The sequence below is a fragment of the Paenibacillus sp. Y280 genome (assembly GCF_056786335.1).
Genome location: NZ_JBXCIW010000001.1, coordinates 300,673 through 323,790 on the forward strand (window position 1 = coordinate 300,673; position 23,118 = coordinate 323,790).

16 protein-coding genes are annotated in these 23,118 nt (G+C 48.2%); 7 read left to right on the forward strand and 9 right to left on the reverse strand.

The features are described from left to right. Window positions 1–118 precede the first annotated feature (118 nt). Window positions 119–4,723, reverse strand: a complete 4,605-nt coding sequence (gene gltB / locus AC1TPC_RS01435; RefSeq protein ID WP_482065087.1) for a glutamate synthase large subunit — start codon at window positions 4,721–4,723, stop codon at window positions 119–121. Window positions 4,724–5,152: 429 nt separating this feature from the next. Between gltB and AC1TPC_RS01440 the strand changes: the two genes are divergently transcribed. After that, entirely contained in the window at window positions 5,153–6,514 is a 1,362-nt protein-coding gene (locus AC1TPC_RS01440; protein ID WP_482065088.1) for a stalk domain-containing protein, read from the forward strand. Between the two features lie 2 nt (window positions 6,515–6,516). Here AC1TPC_RS01440 and kapB read toward each other — a convergent pair whose 3' ends face one another. Next, window positions 6,517–6,912: a kinase-associated lipoprotein KapB gene (gene kapB / locus AC1TPC_RS01445; RefSeq protein ID WP_482065089.1), complete on the reverse strand. Its 396-nt coding sequence runs from the start codon at window positions 6,910–6,912 to the stop codon at window positions 6,517–6,519. 204 nt (window positions 6,913–7,116) lie between these two features. On the opposite strand from kapB, the gene AC1TPC_RS01450 reads away from it, so the two are divergent. The 3 genes from AC1TPC_RS01450 to AC1TPC_RS01460 all read left to right on the forward strand — a co-directional run bounded on the left by AC1TPC_RS01450 (window position 7,117) and on the right by AC1TPC_RS01460 (window position 10,760). Beyond that, a complete protein-coding gene (locus AC1TPC_RS01450) occupies window positions 7,117–8,232 on the forward strand; it encodes an MGDG synthase family glycosyltransferase (RefSeq protein ID WP_482065090.1) in 1,116 nt (371 codons plus the stop codon). A 95-nt stretch (window positions 8,233–8,327) separates the two neighbouring features. Continuing rightward, the gene (locus tag AC1TPC_RS01455) at window positions 8,328–9,731 is read left to right on the forward strand and encodes an NAD-dependent malic enzyme (protein WP_482065323.1); all 1,404 of its coding nucleotides are present in this window, start codon (window positions 8,328–8,330) and stop codon (window positions 9,729–9,731) included. Between the two features lie 387 nt (window positions 9,732–10,118). Beyond that, complete coding sequence (locus AC1TPC_RS01460) at window positions 10,119–10,760, forward strand: YqaA family protein (protein WP_482065091.1); 642 nt, start codon at window positions 10,119–10,121, stop codon at window positions 10,758–10,760. 73 nt (window positions 10,761–10,833) lie between these two features. On the opposite strand, the gene AC1TPC_RS01465 is transcribed toward AC1TPC_RS01460, so the two are convergent. Together AC1TPC_RS01465 and AC1TPC_RS01470 are read right to left on the reverse strand one after the other, a co-directional pair. Next, complete coding sequence (locus tag AC1TPC_RS01465; RefSeq protein ID WP_482065324.1) at window positions 10,834–11,739, reverse strand: cation diffusion facilitator family transporter; 906 nt, start codon at window positions 11,737–11,739, stop codon at window positions 10,834–10,836. A 262-nt stretch (window positions 11,740–12,001) separates the two neighbouring features. Then, window positions 12,002–13,000 (reverse strand): ABC transporter substrate-binding protein, encoded by a 999-nt coding sequence (locus tag AC1TPC_RS01470; RefSeq protein WP_482065092.1) that lies wholly within the window; start codon window positions 12,998–13,000, stop codon window positions 12,002–12,004. 268 nt (window positions 13,001–13,268) lie between these two features. Between AC1TPC_RS01470 and AC1TPC_RS01475 the strand changes: the two genes are divergently transcribed. The 3 genes from AC1TPC_RS01475 to AC1TPC_RS01485 are packed head-to-tail and all read left to right on the forward strand — an operon-like array spanning window position 13,269 to window position 16,194. After that, entirely contained in the window at window positions 13,269–14,276 is a 1,008-nt protein-coding gene (locus tag AC1TPC_RS01475; protein ID WP_482065093.1) for a FecCD family ABC transporter permease, read from the forward strand. A 1-nt stretch (window position 14,277) separates the two neighbouring features. Continuing rightward, on the forward strand, window positions 14,278–15,324 hold the full coding sequence (locus AC1TPC_RS01480) for a FecCD family ABC transporter permease (protein WP_482065094.1): 1,047 nt from the start codon (window positions 14,278–14,280) through the stop codon (window positions 15,322–15,324). 54 nt (window positions 15,325–15,378) lie between these two features. Continuing rightward, a complete protein-coding gene (locus AC1TPC_RS01485) occupies window positions 15,379–16,194 on the forward strand; it encodes an ABC transporter ATP-binding protein (protein WP_482065095.1) in 816 nt (271 codons plus the stop codon). A gap of 95 nt (window positions 16,195–16,289) precedes the next feature. On the opposite strand, the gene AC1TPC_RS01490 is transcribed toward AC1TPC_RS01485, so the two are convergent. The 5 genes from AC1TPC_RS01490 to AC1TPC_RS01510 all read right to left on the reverse strand — a co-directional run bounded on the left by AC1TPC_RS01490 (window position 16,290) and on the right by AC1TPC_RS01510 (window position 22,992). Beyond that, window positions 16,290–17,951, reverse strand: coding sequence for a glycoside hydrolase family 13 protein (locus AC1TPC_RS01490; RefSeq protein ID WP_482065096.1), 1,662 nt, complete (start codon window positions 17,949–17,951; stop codon window positions 16,290–16,292). 16 nt (window positions 17,952–17,967) lie between these two features. Next, entirely contained in the window at window positions 17,968–19,059 is a 1,092-nt protein-coding gene (locus tag AC1TPC_RS01495; RefSeq protein ID WP_482065097.1) for a carbohydrate ABC transporter permease, read from the reverse strand. A 1-nt stretch (window position 19,060) separates the two neighbouring features. Then, on the reverse strand, window positions 19,061–20,143 hold the full coding sequence (locus AC1TPC_RS01500) for a carbohydrate ABC transporter permease (protein WP_482065098.1): 1,083 nt from the start codon (window positions 20,141–20,143) through the stop codon (window positions 19,061–19,063). A 156-nt stretch (window positions 20,144–20,299) separates the two neighbouring features. Next, complete coding sequence (locus tag AC1TPC_RS01505) at window positions 20,300–21,700, reverse strand: ABC transporter substrate-binding protein (RefSeq protein WP_482065099.1); 1,401 nt, start codon at window positions 21,698–21,700, stop codon at window positions 20,300–20,302. Between the two features lie 284 nt (window positions 21,701–21,984). Then, entirely contained in the window at window positions 21,985–22,992 is a 1,008-nt protein-coding gene (locus tag AC1TPC_RS01510; protein WP_482065100.1) for a LacI family DNA-binding transcriptional regulator, read from the reverse strand. Between the last annotated feature and the right edge of the window lie 126 nt (window positions 22,993–23,118).

The following is a 23,118-nucleotide window of genomic DNA, read 5'->3' on the forward strand; positions in this document are numbered from 1 at the left end:
TTACTGGCATTTTGTCGAAAAACAAAAGGGACTGTCGCCTGAAGTAGCGTATCTACTTCAGGGACAGTCCCTTTTGTTAACCTTTTATTAAATCTATAACATTATTAGTCTGGTATTATTATTTGCCACCTGCGCGAGCAAGCTCTTTTTTGTTTGCTTCAAAGGCTGCAAGCAATGCTTCTTCGCCCACTAAGCCGGTATCCTCGACTTTGCGGATTTGTTCAAGCATGCGTTTGTAGTCCTTCGGAATGACTTTGACGAACTTCGATAACGATACATCCCAGTCATTTAATATACGGGAACCGAAAGCACTCTCTGTATACTGTACATGGGATTCAATCAAGCCACGCAGCTCAGCGATATCAAGCGAATCCTCAATACGCTCCAGCAGTACCATTTCCAAATTGCAATGGTTGTAGAAATCGCCTTTCTCATCGTAGACATATGCGACGCCGCCGGACATACCTGCACCGAAATTGCGTCCCGTGTTACCGAGAATGACAACGCGTCCGCCTGTCATATATTCGCAGCCGTGATCGCCCACGCCTTCTACGACAACACTTGCTCCACTATTCCGTACGGCGAAGCGTTCGCCTGCTGCACCGCGGATATACGCTTGACCGCTAGTTGCGCCATACAGCGCAGTGTTGCCGATAATAACGTTATCCTCAGCAACGAAGGTTGCTTTTGGTGACGGAGCTACGATGATTTTACCGCCCGATAAGCCTTTTCCGACATAGTCATTCGAATCGCCCTCGATCGATAGCGTGATGCCTTTTGGTACGAAGGCGCCAAAACTTTGACCAGCTGTTCCAACGAAGTGATAAGAAATCGTATCCTCAGGCAAGCCAGCCGCGCCATAACGACGAGTGACTTCGCTGCCCAAAATCGTTCCGACTACACGGTTCGTGTTCAGGATCGGGAACGTACCGCGAACGCGCTCACCGTTCTCAAGCGCAGCCTGCGCAAGAGGAACAAGCTGCTGCATATCAAGCGACAGCTCAAGTCCATGGTTTTGCTCTTGAATATTATAGCGTACGGCATTCTGCGGAAGCTCCGCTTCGTACAGCAAGCCCGAAAGATCAATGCCTTTTGCTTTGTAATGCTCAAGAAGCTGCTTCGTTTCCAAAATATCGACGCGTCCAACCATTTCTTGAATGGTACGGAAGCCAAGCTCTGCCATAATCTCACGCAGCTCTTCTGCAATGAAGCGCAGGTAGTTGACAACATGGCTAGGATCGCCCATAAATTTCTTGCGAAGCTCTGGGTTTTGCGTTGCAACGCCTACTGGACATGTGTCCAATTGGCATACACGCATCATGATGCAGCCTAGCACGATGAGCGGAGCAGTGGAGAAGCCGTATTCTTCGGCTCCAAGCAGCACTGCGATTGCAACGTCGCGGCCATTCATCATTTTGCCGTCCGTCTCAAGGACAACGCGGTCACGCAATTTGTTCAGCATTAGCGTCTGGTGGGTTTCTGCAAGACCAAGCTCCCACGGAAGACCGGCATGACGGATCGAGCCCATTGGTGAAGCACCTGTTCCGCCGTCATAGCCGCTGACCATAATAACATCTGCACGGCCTTTCGCTACGCCAGTCGCAATTGTTCCTACGCCAACGCCCGATACGAGCTTCACGTTAATGCGAGCACGCGGGTTGGCATTTTTCAAATCATGAACAAGCTCAGCCAAATCCTCGATCGAATAAATATCGTGATGCGGCGGCGGCGAGATTAGGCCCACACCAGGCGTTGAACCACGAACCTCGGCTACCCAAGGATATACTTTAAGGCCAGGCAATTGTCCGCCTTCACCAGGCTTAGCGCCCTGCGCCATCTTAATTTGAATTTCATCTGCATTTACCAAGTAGTTGCTCGTTACGCCGAAACGTCCGGATGCAACCTGTTTGATTGCGCTGCGCCTTGAATCTCCATTCGCATCAGGAATGAAACGTGCAGGATCTTCTCCGCCTTCACCTGTATTCGACTTGCCGCCTAGACGGTTCATCGCAATAGCCAGACTCTCATGCGCTTCTTTACTGATTGAGCCAAACGACATCGCGCCTGTTTTGAACCGTTTCACGATGGATTCAAGTGATTCTACTTCATCAAGAGGCACCGATTGGCGGCCTTCCTTAAACTTAAGCAGCGAACGAAGCGTTAAATGCTTCTTGTCCTCGCCTTGTACAAGCGCTGAGAACTTCTTGTAAAGCTTGTAGTCGTTCGAACGCGAAGCCATTTGAAGCGTATGAATCGTTTGCGGCGTGAACAGGTGGTCCTCGCCGTCTTTGCGCCATTGGTAATCGCCGCCGGAGTCAAGCTCCTTCTCTCCGCCCTCTTGCTCGGCGAATGCACGATTGTGATGCTTAAGCGTCTCTTCTGCGATTACATCAAGGCCAATGCCGCCGATGCGGGACGGTGTCCATGTGAAGTATTCGTTAATGACATCCTCTTTCAAGCCGAGCGCTTCGAAAATTTGTGCGCCGCGGTAGGATTGAATAGTTGAAATACCCATTTTTGACAATATTTTAATAACGCCTTTAGTAGCTGCTTTAATAAAGTTTTTGACTGCTTTGTCATGCGATACGCCGCGAAGCATGCCCTGACGAATCATATCGTCAAGCGTCTCGAACGCTAGGTATGGGTTAACGGCGCTTACGCCGTAGCCAAGCAGCAGCGCAAAGTGATGCACTTCACGCGGTTCGCCCGACTCAAGCAATAGAGCTACCTTTGTACGAGTTCCTTGGCGAATAAGGTGATGATGCAAGGCCGATACCGCTAGCAAAGCCGGAATGGCAGCATTGTCCTTGTCGACGCCGCGATCAGATAGAATAAGCAGGTTGTGTCCCTTCGCGATAACGCGGTCAGCAGCTTCGCACATTTGAGTTAGCGCAGCGCGCAGGCCTGCTTCGCCTTCATTCGCAGGGAAGAAGATCGGAAGCGTGATCGAACGGAAGCCAGGACGGCGCACATGGCGCAGCTTAGCGAATTGCTCGTTGGATAAAATCGGCGTAGCCAATTTGATATGACGGCAGCTTTCCGGCTCCGGGTTAAGCAAATTGCGTTCAGGGCCGATCGTTGTGCCAGTCGCCGTAATAATCTCCTCACGAATCGCATCAATCGGTGGATTCGTAACTTGGGCGAACAATTGCTTGAAGTAATTGTACAAGCGCTGCGGACGCTCTGACAATACCGCAAGCGGTGCGTCGTAGCCCATCGAAGCAATTGGCTCCGCGCCGCTGCCAGCCATCGGCTCAAGCACTTTACGAACATCCTCGAACGTGTATCCGAAGGCTTGTTGTCTCATTTGAACCGTTTCGTGGTTCGGCTCCGGCAATTCCGGCGCTTCCGGTAGGTCTTCCAAATCAACGAGATGCTCATCAAGCCATTCGCGGTAAGGATGCTCCGTTTCGATTTCCGCTTTCACTTCCTCATCGGAGATGATGCGGCCTTTCTCTGTATCAACTAGCAGCATGCGCCCAGGACGCAAGCGGTCTTTGTATAGAATATCCTCTGGCGGAATTTCAACTGTTCCAGCCTCGGAGCCCAAAATAATGTGATCGTCCTTCGTTACATAGTAACGGGCTGGACGAAGACCGTTGCGGTCAAGCACGGCACCGATTTTTACGCCGTCAGTAAAGCCAAGCGCTGCCGGTCCATCCCACGGCTCCATTAAAGTGCTGTGGTATTCGTAGAATGCTTTGCGCTCGTCGCTCATGCTCTCATGGTTGGACCAAGGCTCTGGAACCATCATCATCGCTGCATGTGCCATCGAACGACCGGACAAGAACAGAAACTCCAGCGTGTTGTCGAACATCGCCGTGTCAGAGCCGTCAGGGTTAATGACCGGTTTGATTTTCTCGATGTCGTCGCCGAACAATTCTGTTGCAAACAAGGTTTGGCGGGCATGCATCCAGTTTACGTTGCCGCGCAGCGTATTAATCTCGCCGTTGTGGATCATGTAATGGAATGGATGCGCGCGCTCCCAGCTTGGGAACGTGTTCGTACTGAAACGGGAGTGAACGAGCGCCATTGCCGATACTACCGACTCGTCATTAAGCTCGGTGTAGAACGAGCGAACCTGCTCAGTCGTAAGCATCCCTTTGTAAACGATCTTTCTCGAGGACAAGCTCGAGAAGTAGAACATATTGCCGCCTTCTTTGCCGGCATAACGAATCGCAAGCTCTGCGCGCTTGCGAATCACATATAATTTGCGTTCAAATGCCATATTGTCCTTCAAGCTATCATTCATGCCGATAAATAGCTGACGAACATACGGCTTCACCGCTAATGCGGATTCACCCAGCTTCTTGTCATCCGTCGGTACCGTACGCCAACCGATTACCGATTGGTTCTCCTCTTGAACGATCGACTCCACTTCACGCTCAATTGCATTGCGGGCAGCTTCATCCTGCGGCATAAAGATCATACCGACAGCATAATGGCCTTCGGCCGGAAGCTCAAGCTCTTGCTTCTTTAATTCTGCTGCAAAAAAAGCATGCGGAATTTGAAGCAAAATACCTGCTCCATCTCCGGTATTCGGTTCACTGCCTTGACCGCCGCGATGCTCCATATTCTCGAGCAGCATCAGCGCTTGGCGGATGACCTTGTGTGATTTAATTCCCTTAATGTTGGCCACAAAGCCCATGCCGCATGCATCTTTCTCGAACTGCGGATCATAGAGCCCCTGCTTAGGCGGCAATCCCAAAATATGTTCTTTCATTGTGTGCAACCTTTCTATGAGAAGATTTTTGGGTAAGCGTGAACATGTTGTAAATAAGCTCCGATGAATACGCATTACGCTTCATTTTTGGCTTGTTTTATCATAGAATGGTAGTCAGCGAGGCGCATCGGCCTGCTCCTTGCCATTCATAAGCTAAACGGCCAGCAGCTCGACTTAATGAGCGCCGTTCGTTTAAGCGACCATATACCGGGCCTCTACCGCGACATTGCGATTATTATATTATTTTAACACCAGCCCATAGCGGAATCAATTTAATATTTTCATAATTATTTGCACTATTTTACTACAATTGCATACCTCGAATGTCGGCCTTTTGGCCGTACAGCCTCCGTTTCGTCAAGAATAATAAGCATATCATAAGTTCTCATTTACAATTTCATTTTATTTTATCAGAAGGATGTGTGCGTTTTGTATAGCAAGTTTAGGAAAGCGATGCTGCGCGCGGCGGCCACAGTCGTTATTGCCGGTTCGATGACGTTAGCGCTTGCCCATCCTCTTAAGGCTGCCCCAAATGGAAGTCTTCCTGCTGATTCAGCCTTCTTAGCTGTCGCATATGCCGCCCCGCAATCAGAAAAAGTTATTGAAGAGAATATTTACAAAATCGTCGCAGTTGGCGATTCCGTCACAGCAGGCTACGAGTTCGGCTTTACAGAGCAATCGATTCCATATGGGTTTGCAGAGCATGTCTATGAACAAGCTCTTTTCCATGGACTTCGCACGGAATACACCAATTATGGCGTGCTAGGGCTGCAGACAACAGGACTGAAGCGATGGATGGAGGCAGTCGCAAGCGGAGCGAGCGTGAAGAGCTCGGATATACAGAGCATCCTTCCCGACCCGCGGGCAGATCGCATTTTTGCTAAAACGAAGCAGCTTCGAGCGGCATTAACGAAAGCCGATTTGATCGTGATGACGATCGGCGGCAATGACATGTACAACGTCCTTGCGAAGCTGGAAGCCGGAGCAGATCAAGTGGAAGCAGCAGCCGTGCGTGAGAGCACGCTTGCCAATTACGAATCAGAGCTTGAAGCTGCGCTTCGATTGATGCTGAGCCTGCAGCCGAAAGCGGAGGTCGTCGTCGCAGATCAATATTTGCCGATCCCGCCGCCGATTAAGGTCGGAGAGCTATTTTTCCCATTGTATCCCGAGGCTGATCGTTTGTTTCTTCTTGATAGCGTCAAGCAGCTTCGCGAGCGTCTTCATTTAGTGTCGGAGCGTCTAACGGAGGATGACTTTCATGTTCGCATCGCAAACGTCGCTTCTTCATTTATTGACAATGAGCTTAGCTTCACTTCAATTGCCAAGGGAGATATTCATCCTACTCAAGCCGGCTATGCGGCAATGGGGAAAGCATTTGCGAAGGCCATTTGGAGCGATTACCGAATAGTCAAGCCTAGAGAGAGCAAAGTGCCCGTATCTATTGTTGTCAAAGGGAAAGAGCTCATAGGTTCAAACAAGCCGCTTCTCGTGCAAAATCGAACCTACGTGCCGCTTCGCAGCATAACGGATGCGCTTGGGGCTGCAATTAAATGGAACGCCGCAACACAGACAGCGTCCATCAAGCTGCAAAGCGGAACGGTTGAAATTACCGCCTATTCGACAGCATTTAAGCGCAATGGGGTGTCTAAGCCGCTCCAAGCGCCGCCGGCCTTCATACATTCAAGCGGCAAAGCAAGCACGCTATACGTCCCGCTTGCCGCTATATCCGAGGGCTTGCAATATCAAGTTGTGTATCGCGATACCTTAAAAACCGTCTTCATTAATAAATAATATTACTTGTATTCCTTGAGAAGCTGCTGCATTTGCTCAAGCCCTTTGGCAGCCCAGCGGTGCAATCGATCCAGACCGGCGATTTCCGCTTCAGCGGCAGTCCTTAACGAAGCGCCGTATTCTGGAATGCTTCCTGTAAACCGCTTCACATCACGCATCAGAACGGTCGTTTTCTCCGTATAGCTAAGCGCGCGCCGCTCGTGAAACATAGGAACATCCGGGTTGTAAGGATTATGAAGGTCACCTTGCTCGGGATGCTTCAGCACGGCTAACACCTTTACGAGCGCGCGCGGCCCGTTTATTTCGATTAGCTCGCCTATATACTGCCCGGAGCGGACTTCCGCACGAACGTGATCTCCTATTTTCATGCTCTGATCTTCCTGATTAAATGATTCCATTTGGCCACATCCTTGCTGGTTATTTTTTTATTTCCTTGTAAATTATATGTAAATATAGTTGACAGTAGGGATACATATCATAATAATATGCACATCTGCATATAAGGATAGATTATCCACCTCAATATTCGCAACCCTATCGGATAAAACTTGTGTTAGTCGCACTTGCATCGTAATATGGAATTAGAAAAGTAGGTGGAATGAATGCGTAAGAAAAGAGTGCTTCTGCTCTCTGAAGGCTTTGGCTCCGGTCATACTCAAGCTGCCTATGCGCTCGCTGCTGGACTGAAGCAGTTAAGTCCGGGAATTCAGACCCGCGTTATCGAGCTTGGAAAATTTCTTAATCCGGTGCTTGGTCCATGGATCATATCTGCATATCGCAAAACGGTAAACAAACAGCCAAAGATGGTTGGTCTTATGTACCGCAGCAACTATAAAAAATCTTTTAATCGCCTTACACAGCTTGCGCTTCATCGTATGTTTTATACCCAAACGTCTCAAGTCATTTCACAGCTCAAGCCGGATTTAATTGTATGCACGCATCCGGGTCCAAATTCGGTTGTAGCCAGACTCAAGCGTCTAGGACTGGAAGTTCCGCTATACACGCTTATTACTGATTACGACGCACATGGGTCCTGGGTAAGTCAGGAAGTCAATCGATATCTCGTCTCCAGCGAGCTTGTAAAAAATCGACTGATAGAAAAAGGCGTCACAAACGATCGAATTGAAGTAACAGGCATACCCGTTCATCCGAATTTCTGGCATACATACGATAAGGAAGAGGTAAGGAAGCAGTTTGAGTTGAAAAATATGCCTACAGTACTCATTATGGGCGGCGGTTGGGGAATTATGTATGAGGATAATGCCCTTGAGTATATGACCAAATGGCGGGAGAGTACTCAGCTCATTTACTGCGTCGGCTCGAACGAGAAAATGAAGGAAAAAATGCTCGCCGATCCGCTGTTTCAGCATCCGAACATCCGAATTCTTGGCTTCACTCGCGAGGTCCATAAGCTGATGGATGTGTCGGATCTCCTTATTACGAAGCCTGGCGGCATGACCTGCACCGAGGGAATGAGCAAAGGAATTCCAATGTTGTTCTATGAACCGATCCCCGGCCAAGAGGAAGAGAACTGTGAATACTTTATTAGCAACGGCTTTGGCGAAATGCTCGATTCGAACGATACTGTCGATCGCTGGCTCTCTCTTATCCATGAGCCCTATGCCTCAGGTCAATTCAGGCACAGTCTACTAACGAAGCGAAACCAACAATACGACCCGACGAGTTGTCCGAACGCTGTCCTGCGCCTTATGCAGTGACGGCTTTCTTTATATAAAAAGAAAGAAGAATAAAATGTTCGTCCTTATCCAAAAATGATAACTGATAAAGGGGGCCGTTTATTGTGAGTTCGCATATGACAGACGGGAAAACGATTATTTTGAGGGTTGAAATCGATACGAATATCGCGCAGTTTGGAAGAGCGGCTACAGCAATCGAGAAAGCCGGCGGCGACATCATCGCTATCGATGTCATACACACGGACAAAAACAAAAGCTTGCGCGACTTAACGGTCAAAATTACGGAGCAAGGCGCAGGCGATCGACTGGCGTTGGCGCTCAAATCATTAGTCGGTATCAGGCTAGTCCATATTTCCGACCGTACCTTCCTGCTGCATCTCGGTGGAAAAATTACGATCCAGCCAAAAACGCCTATTCAGAACCGCGACGATTTGTCGCGTGTTTATACGCCGGATGTCGCTAGAGTTTGTCAAGCTATTTTCGAAGAGCCTTCCAAAGCCTTCACGCTTACCGTAAAAAGAAATATGGTCGCAGTCGTTTCCGACGGCAGCGCCGTGCTCGGTCTTGGCAATATCGGTCCTTATGCCGCAATGCCGGTAATGGAAGGGAAAGCGATGCTGTTTAAGCAATTTGCCGATGTTGATGCGTTTCCGATCTGCCTGGACACGCAGGATACAGATGCGATAATCGAAACGATCAAGAACCTTGCTCCGGCCTTTGGCGGCATTAATCTCGAAGATATTTCGGCACCGCGCTGCTTTGAAATCGAGCAAAGGCTAAGGGACGAGCTTGATATCCCCGTCTTTCACGATGATCAGCATGGAACGGCGGTCGTCTTGTATGCAGGTCTGCTTAATGCGCTTAAGCTCACTGGGCGCAGCTTAAGCGAAACCCGCATCGTAATTTGCGGAATCGGTGCTGCTGGTACAGCATGCACCAAAATGCTGCTCGCGGGCGGTGCTCAGCATATCATCGGCGTGGACCGCGAAGGAATCTTAACCGCAGACCGCACTTACGATAATGCGATGTGGCAGTGGTACGCAGATAATACGAATCCGCAGCGCCGCAGCGGCGGGCTCGCTGAAGCACTTATTGAAGCCGATGTATTCATTGGCGTATCGGCTGGCGGCATTTTAACTCGCGCCCATATTGAGACGATGGCAAAGGACCCGATCGTATTTGCGATGGCAAATCCAGAGCCAGAAATACGACCTGAGGCGGCGGAGGATATCGTTGCCGTCTTCGCAACAGGACGGTCCGACTACCCGAATCAAATTAACAACGTTCTTTGCTTCCCTGGCATTTTCCGAGGAGCGCTGGACAGCCGCGCCACAACGATTAATGAAGAGATGAAGCTCGCGGCTGCCGAAGCTATCGCCTCTGTCATCAGCGACGATGAGCTAAGCCCTATGTACATCGTTCCAAGCGTATTCAACGCAAGAGTCGTTGAAGAGGTTCGTCGCCGCGTCATTCAAGCTGCACAGCTCAGCGGCGTATCGCGCCGTCAGACTCGGGAGTAGCACTATAGCAACAATCATTAAGCAAAAGCCCCTTGTTATGGGATTCCTCCCTTGGACAAGGGGCTTTTTTTATCGAATCCAGCCAAAACATAAAAAAAGTTGATGAAACCTGAGAGCAGGATATACGTATTCGTTCTTATGACTTTATTAATCTGGATATAGATCCTAAGAACTAAACTCAAATACTCGAATTTGCTAATTTTCAACAAACACATGACAACTATCATCTTTTTAACCGTATCAATTGTGCTATAATTAAAATATTAAGCGTTAAAGCGCTTTTTCAACAAGCTGCAGCATATGTTAGCACATAGGGAAAGTTCCAAATGGCATAACTCGATAAGCAGGCTTTATGTGCAGGTAAGTTGATGGAAAGGGAGCCTGGTAATGTTTCAAGCTGTAGTTGACTTTTTAAAAGATTTCGGGCCGCTGGGGTTGTTTATTCATTCGTTTCTTGATGCAGTCATTTTCCCTATTCCCGCTCTCTTTCTTCAAGTTTCATTAAGCTTACTAAATCCATCTACAGCACTTTGGCTAGCTACAGTGGGCTATATCGCCTGTCTTTTAGGCACACCAGTTGGGTATTATCTAGGAAAAATAATGGGTAAATCAGTCCTATATAAATTTCTGAAAAAAGAATGGATCGATGCCGCTACAGAAAAGTTCCAGAAGAACGGCGAAGCCGCTATTCTAATCGGCTCGTTCACACCGATTCCATTCAAAGTGTTTACCATTTTATCCGGCTGCTTGAATTTTCCTTTATGGCGATTGATCGGCTACGCAGCAATCGGTCGAGGATTGAAATTTTATATTGTTGGTGCGTTATTTTACTTTTATGGACAGGCCGCGGAAAGCATGGTTAAGGATGTTTCCTTATATATTTTCATAGGAGCAGTTCCGATCATAGTCGTATATCTTTTCCTTCGCAAAAGACGCAACAAGAAAAAAGCGCTGGCTGAGAAGGAAGCAGCAGCTAAATCCGAACCTATTAAACAAACCGAAAGTACAACTATACAAATAGATTCTTAACCATTTAGGCGAAATCGCTTAAACCCAATCAAGGCCGGTCAGGGTATTCCCCTAACCGGCCTTCACGCTTTTCTTAATGCTTCTCCGTCGTAATTACCTCTACCCTCTCCACAAGCTCATGCGGCTCGACGTGAACATGCACGCTCATAATATTGTGCTTGCGGCCCATACGATTCTCGATTTCGTCGCTAATCCGATGGCTTTCAATCAATGTAAGCCCGGGATCAACCTGTACAATCACATCCACGAGCACATGGCTGCCATGCACTCTCGCCTTAATATCCTTTATCGTTTTGACGCCCTTCGTCTTAGCGATTGTTGCGCGCAGGGAAGAAAGCTCGTTTTCGTCAAAACCATCCGTAAGCGCATGTGTAGAGCTGTAGAAAATTTCCCAAGCCGTTTTACATATAATAACGCCTACCGCTAAAGCAGCAACCGGGTCAAGCCACGGCAGGCCAAATTGCGCCCCTATAATCCCGATAGCCGCGCCAATACTGACAAGCGCATCCGACAGGTTATCTTTTGCAGCAGCTAACAATGCTTGATTATTTATGCGAAGGGCTAGCTTCCGATTGTATATGTAGACGCCGCCCATACATATAGCCGCGAACAATGCTACCCAAGCCGACATTAAATTTGGAATATGATGATCGGAAGCAAACAATGATTTAACAGCCCCGATTAATACCTGAATGCCGACTGTGGCCATAATGAATGATGCAACCAGCGCTGCAATCGTCTCTGCCCGAAAATGTCCATACGGATGATCCTTGTCCGGCGGCTTCTGAGATATTCGCAATCCAATCAATACAGCTGCCGATGCAACGATGTCCGTGAGGTTGTTAAAGCCATCTGCAACGAGAGCCCCTGACACGAACCAGTAGCCTGCGCCAAGCTTAATCGCAGAGAGTGCCAAGTAGGACGCTATACTTACCCAGGCACCCTTCTCGCCCTGTTTTATTTCTTCATACTGATCCAGTTTCAATACCCTCCCAAGCGTAAAACGTATATATTTTTAAGCCTTATAAAATAACCTATCGGTATCATACCCGAGAGAACCTATGTGGGTCTAGAGAAACAGTGTTTACCAGGTGCGCACTTTTATGCACCCGTGCAACAATTCATCATGCATTGTGATAGCTAAATGATTCGCATATACCTATTTTCTGATACCATTTACGCAAAATAACCTAAATAAATAAAAACAGCCGGAGTATTTTCCGGCTGTTTTCATAAATTATTTATTGAATTTCATAAATTTTATAAAGCTCATCAAGCATAAGGTTAGCTGCAATTACGCCGCCTGCTGTGTTCCAGATCGCATCGCTCACTCGAATGGCTTTGTTGTTCTTCACAACCTGCAGGCTTTGCCACAATGGATCCTTCAGCATTTCTTCCTCCATCGCAGTTCCCTTGCCGTCACCAGTCTCATACGTGAAGTAGAAGAGCATATCCGCGTCTACCTCAGGAAGACGCTCCTTCGTAATTTCTTCAACAAAGGTGTCTTTATATTTTTGGTTATCAGGACGTGTAATGCCAAGCTTGGAGAATGCAATGCCAGTAAAAGTATCATCTAAATAAATACGGGTTTTGCCTGCCATGAAACGAACGACGGACACTTTCTGATTCAGCTTGTCACCTGCTTTAGACTTAAAGTCGACAGTGCGGCTATCATAATCAGCAATGACTTTTTCTCCCTCAGCCTTCTTGCCGATTGCATCTGCATACAACAGGAAGTTGGATTGCCATGCCCCGCGAAGCGTCTCGGAGAAGACAGTTGGCGCGATTGCTTTAAGCTGATCATAAACTTTCTCTTGGCGCAATTTATTACCAATAATAAGATCTGGCTTTAGGCTAGCGATCAGTTCCATATTCGGCTGGCTCTCCTCGCCGACTTCCGTAACGCCTTCCATTTCCACTTTGATGTGCTCATACCATGGATCACCTGTCCATGATTTAACTGCGCCTACCGGTTTAATGCCAAGCGCTAGAAGTGCTTCCGTTCCTTCGTTCGTCAACACTACGATACGTGCCGGCGTGCCTTCAACCTTCGCATCGCCCATTGCGTGCGTAATTACTCTTGCCTCTTCAGTCTTCGGCGCTTCTGATTGTTCAGGAGCTGCCGCATTTCCGTTGCTATTGTTTGACCCGGATTGACCGCAGCCCGATACGACTACGGCAAAAGCAAGCAGCATCGTAGTAGCAGTCCAAGTGAATTTCTTCTTCAATAAATGTAACATTTGTATACTATCCCCTTTTCGATGAAAATCATTCTCATTGTTATCCCAAACGAAACTATATCAGCTGTTCAAGGCAAAGTCAATAACGAATGATAATGATTTTCAACATCATTGACACTATGTATTCGATACCCTAAAATGTTTTAGTAGCTATAACTTATTCAATAACAGAAAATATTAAGCTCATCCATTAAAATATTTAGTCTCTTGGCATGAAACAGGGCTAAGGCACAGTCATTCATACTGGACACTGAGGAAAGAGGCATTTATGGATACATTATTACATACGCGCTCCCAGAAGGTAGCAGGGCTTATTGTTGGATTGCTGCTCTTTGTTGCGGGGATCATTTGCAGCATCGCCTTCGGTGTAACCAATATCAGCTGGCGAACCATTCTCGCTTCCTATAATGCGTTCGATGGCTCTCAGGAGCATCTCATTATTCAGACGGCTAGAATGCCGCGCGCGCTTATCGCTGCCATTACCGGCGCAAGCCTTGCTGTAGCGGGCTCACTCATGCAAGGGATTACGCGCAACCAGCTGGCTTCGCCAAGCCTATTCGGCATTAATTCAGGAGCAGCATTCTTCATTGTCGTAGGGTCGGCCTTTTTTGGCGCAAGCGGCTTAACGACGTTCGCTACTCTCGCCTTCATCGGCGCTGCTTTCACAGCAGTGCTCGTCTATACGCTTGGCTCAATTGGCAACGACGGCCTGACGCCGCTCAAGGTTACTTTGGCAGGAGCAGCATTGACCGCGTTCTTCTCGTCTCTATCGCTAGGCTTGCTGCTTACGAGCGGTCAAACATTCGATCAAGTACTCTACTGGTTTGTTGGCTCCGTATCTGGGCGCGATATGCCTATCTTCACTGCTGCCGCTCCATACATGGGGATTGCCTTAGTTGGCGCAATCGTGCTTGCAAGACATATGAATGTGCTGGCACTCGGGGAGGATGTCGCCGTAGGGCTGGGGCAAAAAACGATCTATATTAAATTAGCAGCTGGTATCATCATCGTTTTGCTCGCAGGCGGCTCGGTCTCTATGGCTGGTCCGATCGCATTCGTAGGCATCATCGTGCCTCATCTTATGCGCTACATGGTAGGCATAGATTATCGCTGGGTTATTCCTTACTGCGTATTGTATGGCGGTATTTTGCTGCTGGCGGCCGATATCGGCTCACGCTACATTTCTTTTCCGAAGGAAGTTCCCGTAGGCATTATGACCGCGATCATAGGCGTTCCTTTCTTCGTTTTTATCGCTAGAAGAGGAGGCCAATCCTAATATGAACAAATGGATTACACTTAGAGGCCGCAGACATTCCTTCCAGTTGAACCGCCGGACAATAATGATCATTCTATTTTTAGCTATAGCGAATGCAGCAGCAGTCGTCATCTGTGTCGGCCTTGGCAGCAAGATGATAAGTCCGATCACCGTCATTCGCGCATTTTTTGGAACCGCTGACTCAGCTGATTCGATGATAATATTATCGCTTCGAATGCCGCGCGTTTTGATTGCTGTGATGGTAGGCAGTGCGCTCGCAGTGTCAGGAGCGTTGCTGCAAGGCATTGTACGCAACCCTTTGACATCGCCCGACATTATTGGAATAACCGGCGGCGCATCGCTCGGAACCGTCATATTCATCCTTTACTTCTCGCATGTGAGCATCCGCTTTATGCCTCTGAGTGCAGTTATAGGAGCTTTTGCCACTGCTTTTCTAATTTATTTATTCGCTTATCGCAAAGGAGTTACGCCGCTTAGGCTCGTTCTTGTCGGTATTGGGATGGCAACTGCGCTAACTGCCTTGACCTATATGCTTATTCTAACGGCATCCTTTACGCCTACAGCCGTTGCAGTCAAAGCTTTTACGTTTATGACGGGCAGCATATATGGGGTGTCGTGGGAGAGGGATGTTGCTACGCTGCTTCCTTGGATTGTCGTCCTTCTACCAATCGCTCTGATCTTCGCTCGGCATCTTAATGTACAGGAGCTTGGAGATGAGGTTGCAACAAGCGTAGGAAGCTCGGTCCAAGTGAAACGGACGATTCTTCTCATCATCAGCGTGGCGCTCGCAGGCGCAGCGGTTGCTATCGGCGGAGCCATCAACTTTATCGGCCTAATGGCACCGCATATTGCTCGAAAGCTTGTAGGGCCGTCTTACGGAGGAGTTATCCCCGTATCCGCTTTAATCGGATCGCTCGTATTGCTGCTCTCGGATCTGATCGCAAGGATTGCGTTCATTCCGCTTGATATTCCCGCTGGCGTTTTCACCGCAGCCATAGGCGCGCCGTTCTTCATCTATTTGCTTTATCGTCACCGAAACGGATCATAATTAGCTTTAAGACATGCATGTATATAAATTGAAAAAGAAAAAGGAGTGGTCCTCATGTCCTCCATTCAAGCAAAAAACCTTACCTTATCCTACGGTCAAAAAGCGATATTCAACAATCTCGACTTGCTCGTTCCTCCAGGTAAAATTACGGTGTTCATCGGCAGCAACGGCTGCGGCAAATCAACGCTGCTTCGTTCGCTTGCCCGACTATTAAAGCCTCAGGAGGGCTCAATCCTGCTTGATGGCGCTGAAATTGCCAAGCTATCCAGCAAGGAAATCGCTAAACGTCTCGCTATCTTGCCGCAAGGGCCGCTCGCGCCGGAAGGGCTTACCGTTCACCAGCTTGTGAAGCAAGGACGCTATCCTTACCAAAGCTGGCTCCAGCAATGGTCACGCGAGGATGAGAAGATGGTAAAGAAGGCACTCGAGGCAACGCATATGAACGAGCTTTCCTCCCGTACTGTTGACTCGCTATCCGGCGGTCAGCGTCAGCGTGCTTGGATTGCCATGACGCTTGCTCAGAACACGCCGACCATTTTGCTTGACGAGCCGACCACCTATCTGGATATGGCTCATCAGATAGAGATTCTTGATTTGCTTTATGACTTGAACGAGCAAGAGAATCGTACGATTGTGATGGTTCTGCATGATATTAATCTTGCCTGCCGTTATGCCGATCATATCGTAGCTGTGAAAGACGGCCGCATACATGCCCAAGGCAAGCCGGAAGCCATTATGAACGAGCAGCTCATCCGTTCCGTATTTGAGATGGAATGCCAAATCACGACCGATCCAATCTTTGGAACGCCGCTTTGCATTCCTTACGGCAAAGGGCGCAGGCTGCCAGTTGCACAGAGAACCGCGCTTTAGTCGCATAACGAAAAAAATGGTGGAGCAGGAATTCATGCTTCACCATTTTTCGATTATAAGCACTTGCTATTCTTTCGCAAAAGAATGCTTGTTAGCTAAGATAACACCTCGTAGATTCGAGCCTCATAAGGCCTTAGCACCATGCTGCGATCCACATCATTCCATGTGCTGGACGTATTTACATAATTGCCAAGCACAAGCTTCAAATTCATAGTCTCGCTTCCACAAACCGGTTCCGAGAACGTAAAGGTGTGGGCTTCTTCCCCATGGTTGAGCAGCACGATCCATTCGGTTCCCTCAAGCTCCCGCACATATACATATAGATGCGGATCATCGCCGCTAATGTCGGTGAAATCACCATAAACCATAACGGGATTTTCCTTTCTTAGCGCAATAAGGCTCCGGTAAAACGCCAGCACCGAATTCGGATCATTTTCCGCTTGCTCTATATTGATCTCCTCATAATTCGGATTGAGCTTAATCCACGGCTCCGTGCTGCCAAATCCCGCATAATGGCCAGCATTCCACTGCATCGGCGTTCTCGAGTTATCTCGGCTAAGCGGCTGCAGAGATTGGAAAACTGCTGCCGGGTCTTTGCCCTTGCCGATCTCCTCCACATACTTATTTATCATCGCGATGTCCTTATAATCGCCGATCGTTTCATACCTTACGCCCGTCATCCCGATCTCTTCGCCTTGATAAATGTAGGGAATGCCTGGCAGCGTATGTATCATTGTCGCAAGCAGCTTAGCCGACTCCTCGCGGTATTCCATATCATTGCCGTATCGCGTCACTTGTCTCGTATGGTCATGGTTATTGAGAAACTGCGAGCCAAACCCTCGCCCTTCCAAAGCTTCCGCCCATTGCCTTTGTATTTGCTTGTAGCGAACCATATCCCACTCCGGCATTTCATCAGCAACCTCAAAATGAAACAGCGTATTCAGCTCCGCGCGCTCCTCATCGACAAATAGAGCGCCCAGCTCAGGCGTAGCAAATGCGATTTCGCCAACGGTCATCATATCATAGTGACGAAACACCTCATAGTTCATTTCCTGCAAATAATCGTGAAGACCCGGATTATGCGTCAAATACCGAATATCGCGCGGCTCCTCCACATCTGCAAAGCTTTGCGGCTTAGCGAGCAGCGCCAGAGCATCGAGCCTAAGCCCGTCGACACCTTTATCCAGCCAGAATCGCAGCATTTTATATATTTCCAGCCGCATCTCTTTGTTTGCCCAATTCAAATCAGGCTGCTCGATCGCGAACGAATGCATATAATATTGACCTGTAGCCTCGTCCAGCTCCCAGCATGAAGGATTAAAATAAGAGCGCCAATTCGTAGGAGGTCCATCATTCACGCCGTCCTGCCAAATGTACCAGTCCCGCTTCGTGCTGCTGATCGAAGAGCGTGATTCTTTGAACCAAGGATGATGATCCGATGTATGATTGACGACGACGTCCATCATCAGCTTCATGCCTCTCGCATGGGTCTCTGCCACCAATTGATCAAAGTCCTCCATCGTGCCCGCCTTGTTCATGACCGTATAATAATCGGACACATCATAGCCATTGTCTCTGTCAGGTGATTCGTTAAATGGATTGATCCACAACATCGTCACGCCTAACGATTTGATGTAATCAAGCTTCTCAATGACACCTGGCAGATCGCCAATGCCATCCCCGTTCGTATCGCGGAAGCTGCGCCAATAAACCTGATATACAACCGATTCCTTCCACCAAGCCGGCTTTGCCTGCATCCCAATCTCTCCTTTTCTATCCCTTGATGGAGCCGCCGAGCATACCGCGTACAAAATATTTTTGAAGAGCGAAAAATACAGCTAACGGCATCAGCATGGAGACAAACGCAGCGGCTGTGAGCAAATGCCAGTCATTGCCGCGAGAGCCGACCATATTAGCGATATTCATGGACAATACCTGTACCTCCGGCTGGCTGCCGAGGAAAATGAGCGATACCAGGTAATCATTCCATACCCATAAAAACTGGAAGATGCTGATCGAAGCAAGCGCGGGAACGGAGAGCGGCAAAATAAGCTTGCTAAAGATCGTAAAGTTGGTTGCCCCGTCCATAAACGCAGATTCGAATAAATCCTTTGGCAGCTGACTGATTGAGGTATACATGAAATAAGTTATCAACGGCAAGCCAAACGCCGTATGCGCGAGCCATATGCCAAAGTAGGTGCCATTGAGACCAAGCGACGTATAATCGCGCAAAATCGGAATGAGCGCCACTTGGAGAGGCACAACGAGCAAAGCGATTACGATGACAAACAACGTCTTTCTTCCCGGAAAGCGAAGCCATGCGAAGGCATAGGCCGCAAATGAGGCGATGAAGATCGGAATAACGGTCGCCGGTACCGTCACCGCAATCGTATTCCAGAAGGAACGCGACATCCCGCTTCCCTTCTCTGTTTTGGTCGTTCCATCGGGCATCGTGATCGAGTAGGTTTTCCCGCCAAGCACCGTCTCATAGTTCTGGGTCGTGAAGCTGGAAATGACCGTCCACTGCTTCTCCTGCACATTCAGAGTACGTGCCCGCCGATTTTCCCAAATCAGCCTCTCCCCTTCAACCTCTACCCCAGCACGCAGCTGATCATCGGTAAACGTAACGCCGTTAACCTTGATTGGCTCGCGGAGATCGGTATCCTTGGGCAGTTGAAGCTGCTCTGTCGTTTGCCAATCGCGATGCGGCAAAATATTCCACCAGCCCGTTGCCAAAATATCTGCGGCAGGCCGGAATGAGGATACGAGCAGTCCGATTGTCGGAATTGTCCAAATCAGGCAAATGACGGCGAGTATCGTATTCACAAGCCACTTGGACTTGCGAGGTTTTTTGTTTTTGCCCATATTAGAAGCCCCCCTCTCTACGGAACTGGCGCAGATTGATAATAATGACCGGTATAACAGCGATTAGCAGTACGATAGCTAAGGTCGAACCGTAGCCTGCATTTTGATACATAAACAGCTGGCGGTAGAACTGCGTAGCCACAACATCCGTCTCATATTGTCCGCCTGTCATGATCATGACAACATCGAATATTTTGAGCGTAAATACGATGATCGTTGTCGTAACCGACAGCAAGGTGCCCGCAATGTAAGGAATCATGATTTTGAAGAAAATGCGAACCTCGCTTGCACCGTCCATCCTCGCAGCCTCCAGCATATCCTCAGGGATGCTCTTTATCGCAGCAGAGAATATAACCATGGCAAAGCCCGTTTGCATCCAGATGAGAATAACGATGAGGAACAGATTGTTCCAAGGCTGAATCATGCTTAGCCATGCCTGCGGTTCGCCTCCGAACTTCACGACTATCGCATTTAGAAGACCAATCTGCTCCTCGCCCGGCTGATAGTAATAAATGAATTTCCAAATGACGCCGGCAGCTACGAATGAGATCGCCATCGGCATAAAGATAAGTCCCTTAGCAAGCTTCTCAAAGCTGCTTCGGTCAGCCAAAATCGCGATAAGAAGACCTAGGCTTACGCAAGCCAAGGTACCGAAAAACACCCAAAGCAGATTGTTGCGCAGCGCCATCACGAGAAGCCGATCCGTAAATACAGCAACATAGTTGGCAAAACCGACAAAATTGACGGAACTAGCATCGAAGAAGCTTAAATACAAAGTCCGCAGTGTCGGAAAAACAAGCAGCCATCCAAGCAGCAGCACCGCCGGACCAACAAATACAAAAGGCAATATTCTCCGCTTCCATTGATCCGGATATTGCTCAACTACCCAGTTGAAGGAGTAGTAAATAGAATAAATGCCGAGTGCCCCCCATATAACGGCCAGTACTGCGTTGATGACTGGCGGAAGATTGGAGTCGCGAAAAAATAAAAAGATGCACCAGTGAACGGCAATATTCAGAACTGGTACGAGCACGGATAACAACAGTAGCCGCAGAGCATTGCCTTTCCTAGCTTGTAGTTCCATATGGATCCTCCTCCAAGGTTTGTGAATACAAACCTAACTTCGTAAGCGTGTGCTTAGGTTTGTGAATACAAACCTAACTTCTTACTAATTGTATTTAAGATTAGGGGAGGGCTTTCGCCTTGCGGCAAGAAGCCCTCCAATCCTTAAAGCAGTCAATTATTTTTTCCAGCCAGCTTGAATTTCTTTTAGTGCCGTATCCAAATCTACCGTTCCGCTTACCCAGTCTGTCATGCCTTTCCAGAATGTGCCTGCGCCTACTGCTCCAGGCATCAAGTCGGAGCCGTCAAAACGAATCGTATCCGCTGTTTTCACGAATTCAGCCATTCTGCGCTCTTGATCATTCGGGTACCAGGACGGATCAGCATCATTCATTGGCGCCGTTACGCCGCCTGTTTGAATCCATGCTTTAAGCGATTCTCCCGTTGTGAAAAACTCCATTACGGCACGAACCTCCGGACGATCGTTAAACATTGCGTAAATATCGCCCGAAATAAGAGCTGGTTGGCCGTATTGCTCGTCAATAGCAGGCAATGGGAACCAATCGTAATCATCGGCAGTCAAGCCTTCTGGGAAGAAGCTTGTAATAAATCCAGCTTGACGGTGAAGCCATGCTTTTGGCGGATTATCGAATAGAGGCTTAACAGCGTCACCAAACGATGTTGTAGCAATCGATTTTTTGCCGCCATACACATAATCCTCGTTGAACCAAATTTCAGCCATTTTTTCCGCAGCGTTTTTAACTACAGGATCTGTAAACGGAAGCTCGCCAGATACCCACTTGTCGTAATTTTCTGGAGTCGTTGTACGGAGCATAATGTCCTCCATCCAATCTGTAGCCGGCCAGCCAGTCGCAGTACCGCTCTCAATGCCAATGCTCCATGCTGGGTCGCCATCCTTCGCGATTTGGTCAGTCAAAGTCATAAGCTCCGTCCATGTTTTCGGTACGGTATAGCCAGCTTCTGCAAAAGCCTTTTTGTTGTACCATACAAGGCTTTTTACGCTGCTGCGTGCCCATACGCCCGCCATTACGTCTCCGCTGGCACCCTTCATTGTTGCCATGTCAAGCCAGCTTTGGTTATATTGCTTTTTCAAATATTCATCGCTCAGGAACGATTTCACGTCAATCACTTTTCCGGCATTCACGAACCCTTTAAGCAAGCCTGGTTGCGGGAAATCCGCAATATCAGGAGCATTTCCGCCGTTCACTCGAACAGAGATGGTAGCCTCAAATTCCTTTGAGCCTTCATAAGAGATATCGATACCTGTCTTGTCCTCAAAAGCTTTGATGCTTTCATTAAATTTCACTTCATCCGCATCCGTAAACGGACCGAACATCGTTACTTTTTTACCTTTAAAATCACCATTCATCGCCTGTGCCAGCGCTCCGTCACCTGTGCCTGTGTCGGTTCCGCCTTCGGTCGTATCGCTTGGCTTCTCAGTCGGCTGGTTGGTCGTATTATTTGTATTTTTATTACCTCCGCAAGCCGTAATCGCCATTGCAAGCACAACCATTAAAATAAAAATAGTTAATGCGTTCTTTGTTTTTCTCGTGTACATAGACCTCATCCTTTCATGTTCAAATCATTCAGTAATGAATTACACGTACATGGCTCATTTGAAACGCAACTTTAAAATTAGAAGACGAGCTGAGTCATCACCTCCTTTAAAATGCCAACATAGGCTCTTTTTATGCTCAAAGCAGCTCAAAATCAGAATGACAATTGATAGGCAACGCTTACATCGTCTTGAAAAGCTTTTCAAGATTCGACAGCGAAAACGATCAAAGCCGTATTTTGCGGCGTTAGCTCGTTTCGCGATTATCATTTACAACAGGCACGGTGTTATTGTACAGGCCTTGTCGACTCTCGCACGATTAAATGATGAGGCAGCTTTTCTCTTAGAATGGCTACCTCGCCTGTCGTAATTAGCTCATGCAGCTTCTGTACCGAACGGTACCCAATATCATAGGTCGGCTGGTCAATCGTTGTCAGCTTCGGAATAAACATTTGGGCCATACGAATATTGTCAAAACCGACTACGGATACATGCTCGGGAACGGATTTGCCATGGTCACGCAAATACGAAATCGTCCCCATTGCGAATTCATCCGACGCTGCAAAAACCGCCGTCAGGCCGGGGCAGCGCGCCAACAATAGCTCAGCTGCGTCATAACCATGCTCGAACCGATGCTCGGCAAATTCGATGCAATTCTCATATTCAGCAAGACCATACTCCCGCAACGCCATCTTGAAGCCAGCGTAACGCGGTTCCCCGGAAATGGTATCCCCTAGCGGAAAACCAATCATACCGATTTGGCGATGGCCTGATTCAATGAGATGTTTAACCGCTTCATACGCGGCATGTTCATCATCAATATCGACCGAAGGAATATGATACTCAGGAGCATTGGTTGAAGCAAGCACGAAAGGCAGCCGGTAGCGCTGCATCTCCTCGTAATACTCTTCATGCAGTGAATCGCTTGTAAATATGATGCCATCGACCTGTTTCTCGAAAAAGCTTTGCACGTACGCGATCGTCCGCTGCTTGTCGCGATCTGTATTGCAGATCATCAGACTATGGCTCAGCATATTGGCTGCGTCCTGCATGCCGCGGATCAAGCCGGCATAGTAGGGGTTCTCAATATCCGGAATCATAACGCCAAGCGTATCGGATTTTTTGTAAATCAGCCCCCTAGCAAATCCATTCGGTTGGTATTGAAGCGCTTCAATAGCCTCAAGCACCTTCATACGCTTCTCTTCCACCACTGTTTCCGGCGCATTCATAACCCGGGAAACGGTGCTGATAGATACGTTTGCGTATTTTGCGACATCGCGTATTGTCGATTTCATGATTGCACGCCTTTCTTGATGAGCGAGTTCGTTTGCAGGTGTAATTAGCGGTAGTTTGCTCTAGTTCAGATCATTTTACAATGATACTTGTTTACTCACTTCATGAAAGAGCTTTCTGAAAAGCTT

Excerpts from the sequence above, each read along its gene's own strand:
- gltB (WP_482065087.1), bottom strand. The coding sequence starts at position 4,723 with ATGAAAGAACATATTTTGGGATTGCCGCCTAAGCAGGGGCTCTATGAT.
- kapB (WP_482065089.1), bottom strand. The coding sequence starts at position 6,912 with ATGGAATCATTTAATCAGGAAGATCAGAGCATGAAAATAGGAGATCAC.
- AC1TPC_RS01450 (WP_482065090.1), top strand. The coding sequence starts at position 7,117 with ATGCGTAAGAAAAGAGTGCTTCTGCTCTCTGAAGGCTTTGGCTCCGGT.
- AC1TPC_RS01455 (WP_482065323.1), top strand. The coding sequence starts at position 8,328 with ATGACAGACGGGAAAACGATTATTTTGAGGGTTGAAATCGATACGAAT.
- AC1TPC_RS01460 (WP_482065091.1), top strand. The coding sequence starts at position 10,119 with ATGTTTCAAGCTGTAGTTGACTTTTTAAAAGATTTCGGGCCGCTGGGG.
- AC1TPC_RS01470 (WP_482065092.1), bottom strand. The coding sequence starts at position 13,000 with ATGTTACATTTATTGAAGAAGAAATTCACTTGGACTGCTACTACGATG.
- AC1TPC_RS01475 (WP_482065093.1), top strand. The coding sequence starts at position 13,269 with ATGGATACATTATTACATACGCGCTCCCAGAAGGTAGCAGGGCTTATT.
- AC1TPC_RS01480 (WP_482065094.1), top strand. The coding sequence starts at position 14,278 with ATGAACAAATGGATTACACTTAGAGGCCGCAGACATTCCTTCCAGTTG.
- AC1TPC_RS01485 (WP_482065095.1), top strand. The coding sequence starts at position 15,379 with ATGTCCTCCATTCAAGCAAAAAACCTTACCTTATCCTACGGTCAAAAA.
- AC1TPC_RS01490 (WP_482065096.1), bottom strand. The coding sequence starts at position 17,951 with ATGCAGGCAAAGCCGGCTTGGTGGAAGGAATCGGTTGTATATCAGGTT.
- AC1TPC_RS01495 (WP_482065097.1), bottom strand. The coding sequence starts at position 19,059 with ATGGGCAAAAACAAAAAACCTCGCAAGTCCAAGTGGCTTGTGAATACG.
- AC1TPC_RS01500 (WP_482065098.1), bottom strand. The coding sequence starts at position 20,143 with ATGGAACTACAAGCTAGGAAAGGCAATGCTCTGCGGCTACTGTTGTTA.
- AC1TPC_RS01505 (WP_482065099.1), bottom strand. The coding sequence starts at position 21,700 with ATGTACACGAGAAAAACAAAGAACGCATTAACTATTTTTATTTTAATG.
- AC1TPC_RS01510 (WP_482065100.1), bottom strand. The coding sequence starts at position 22,992 with ATGAAATCGACAATACGCGATGTCGCAAAATACGCAAACGTATCTATC.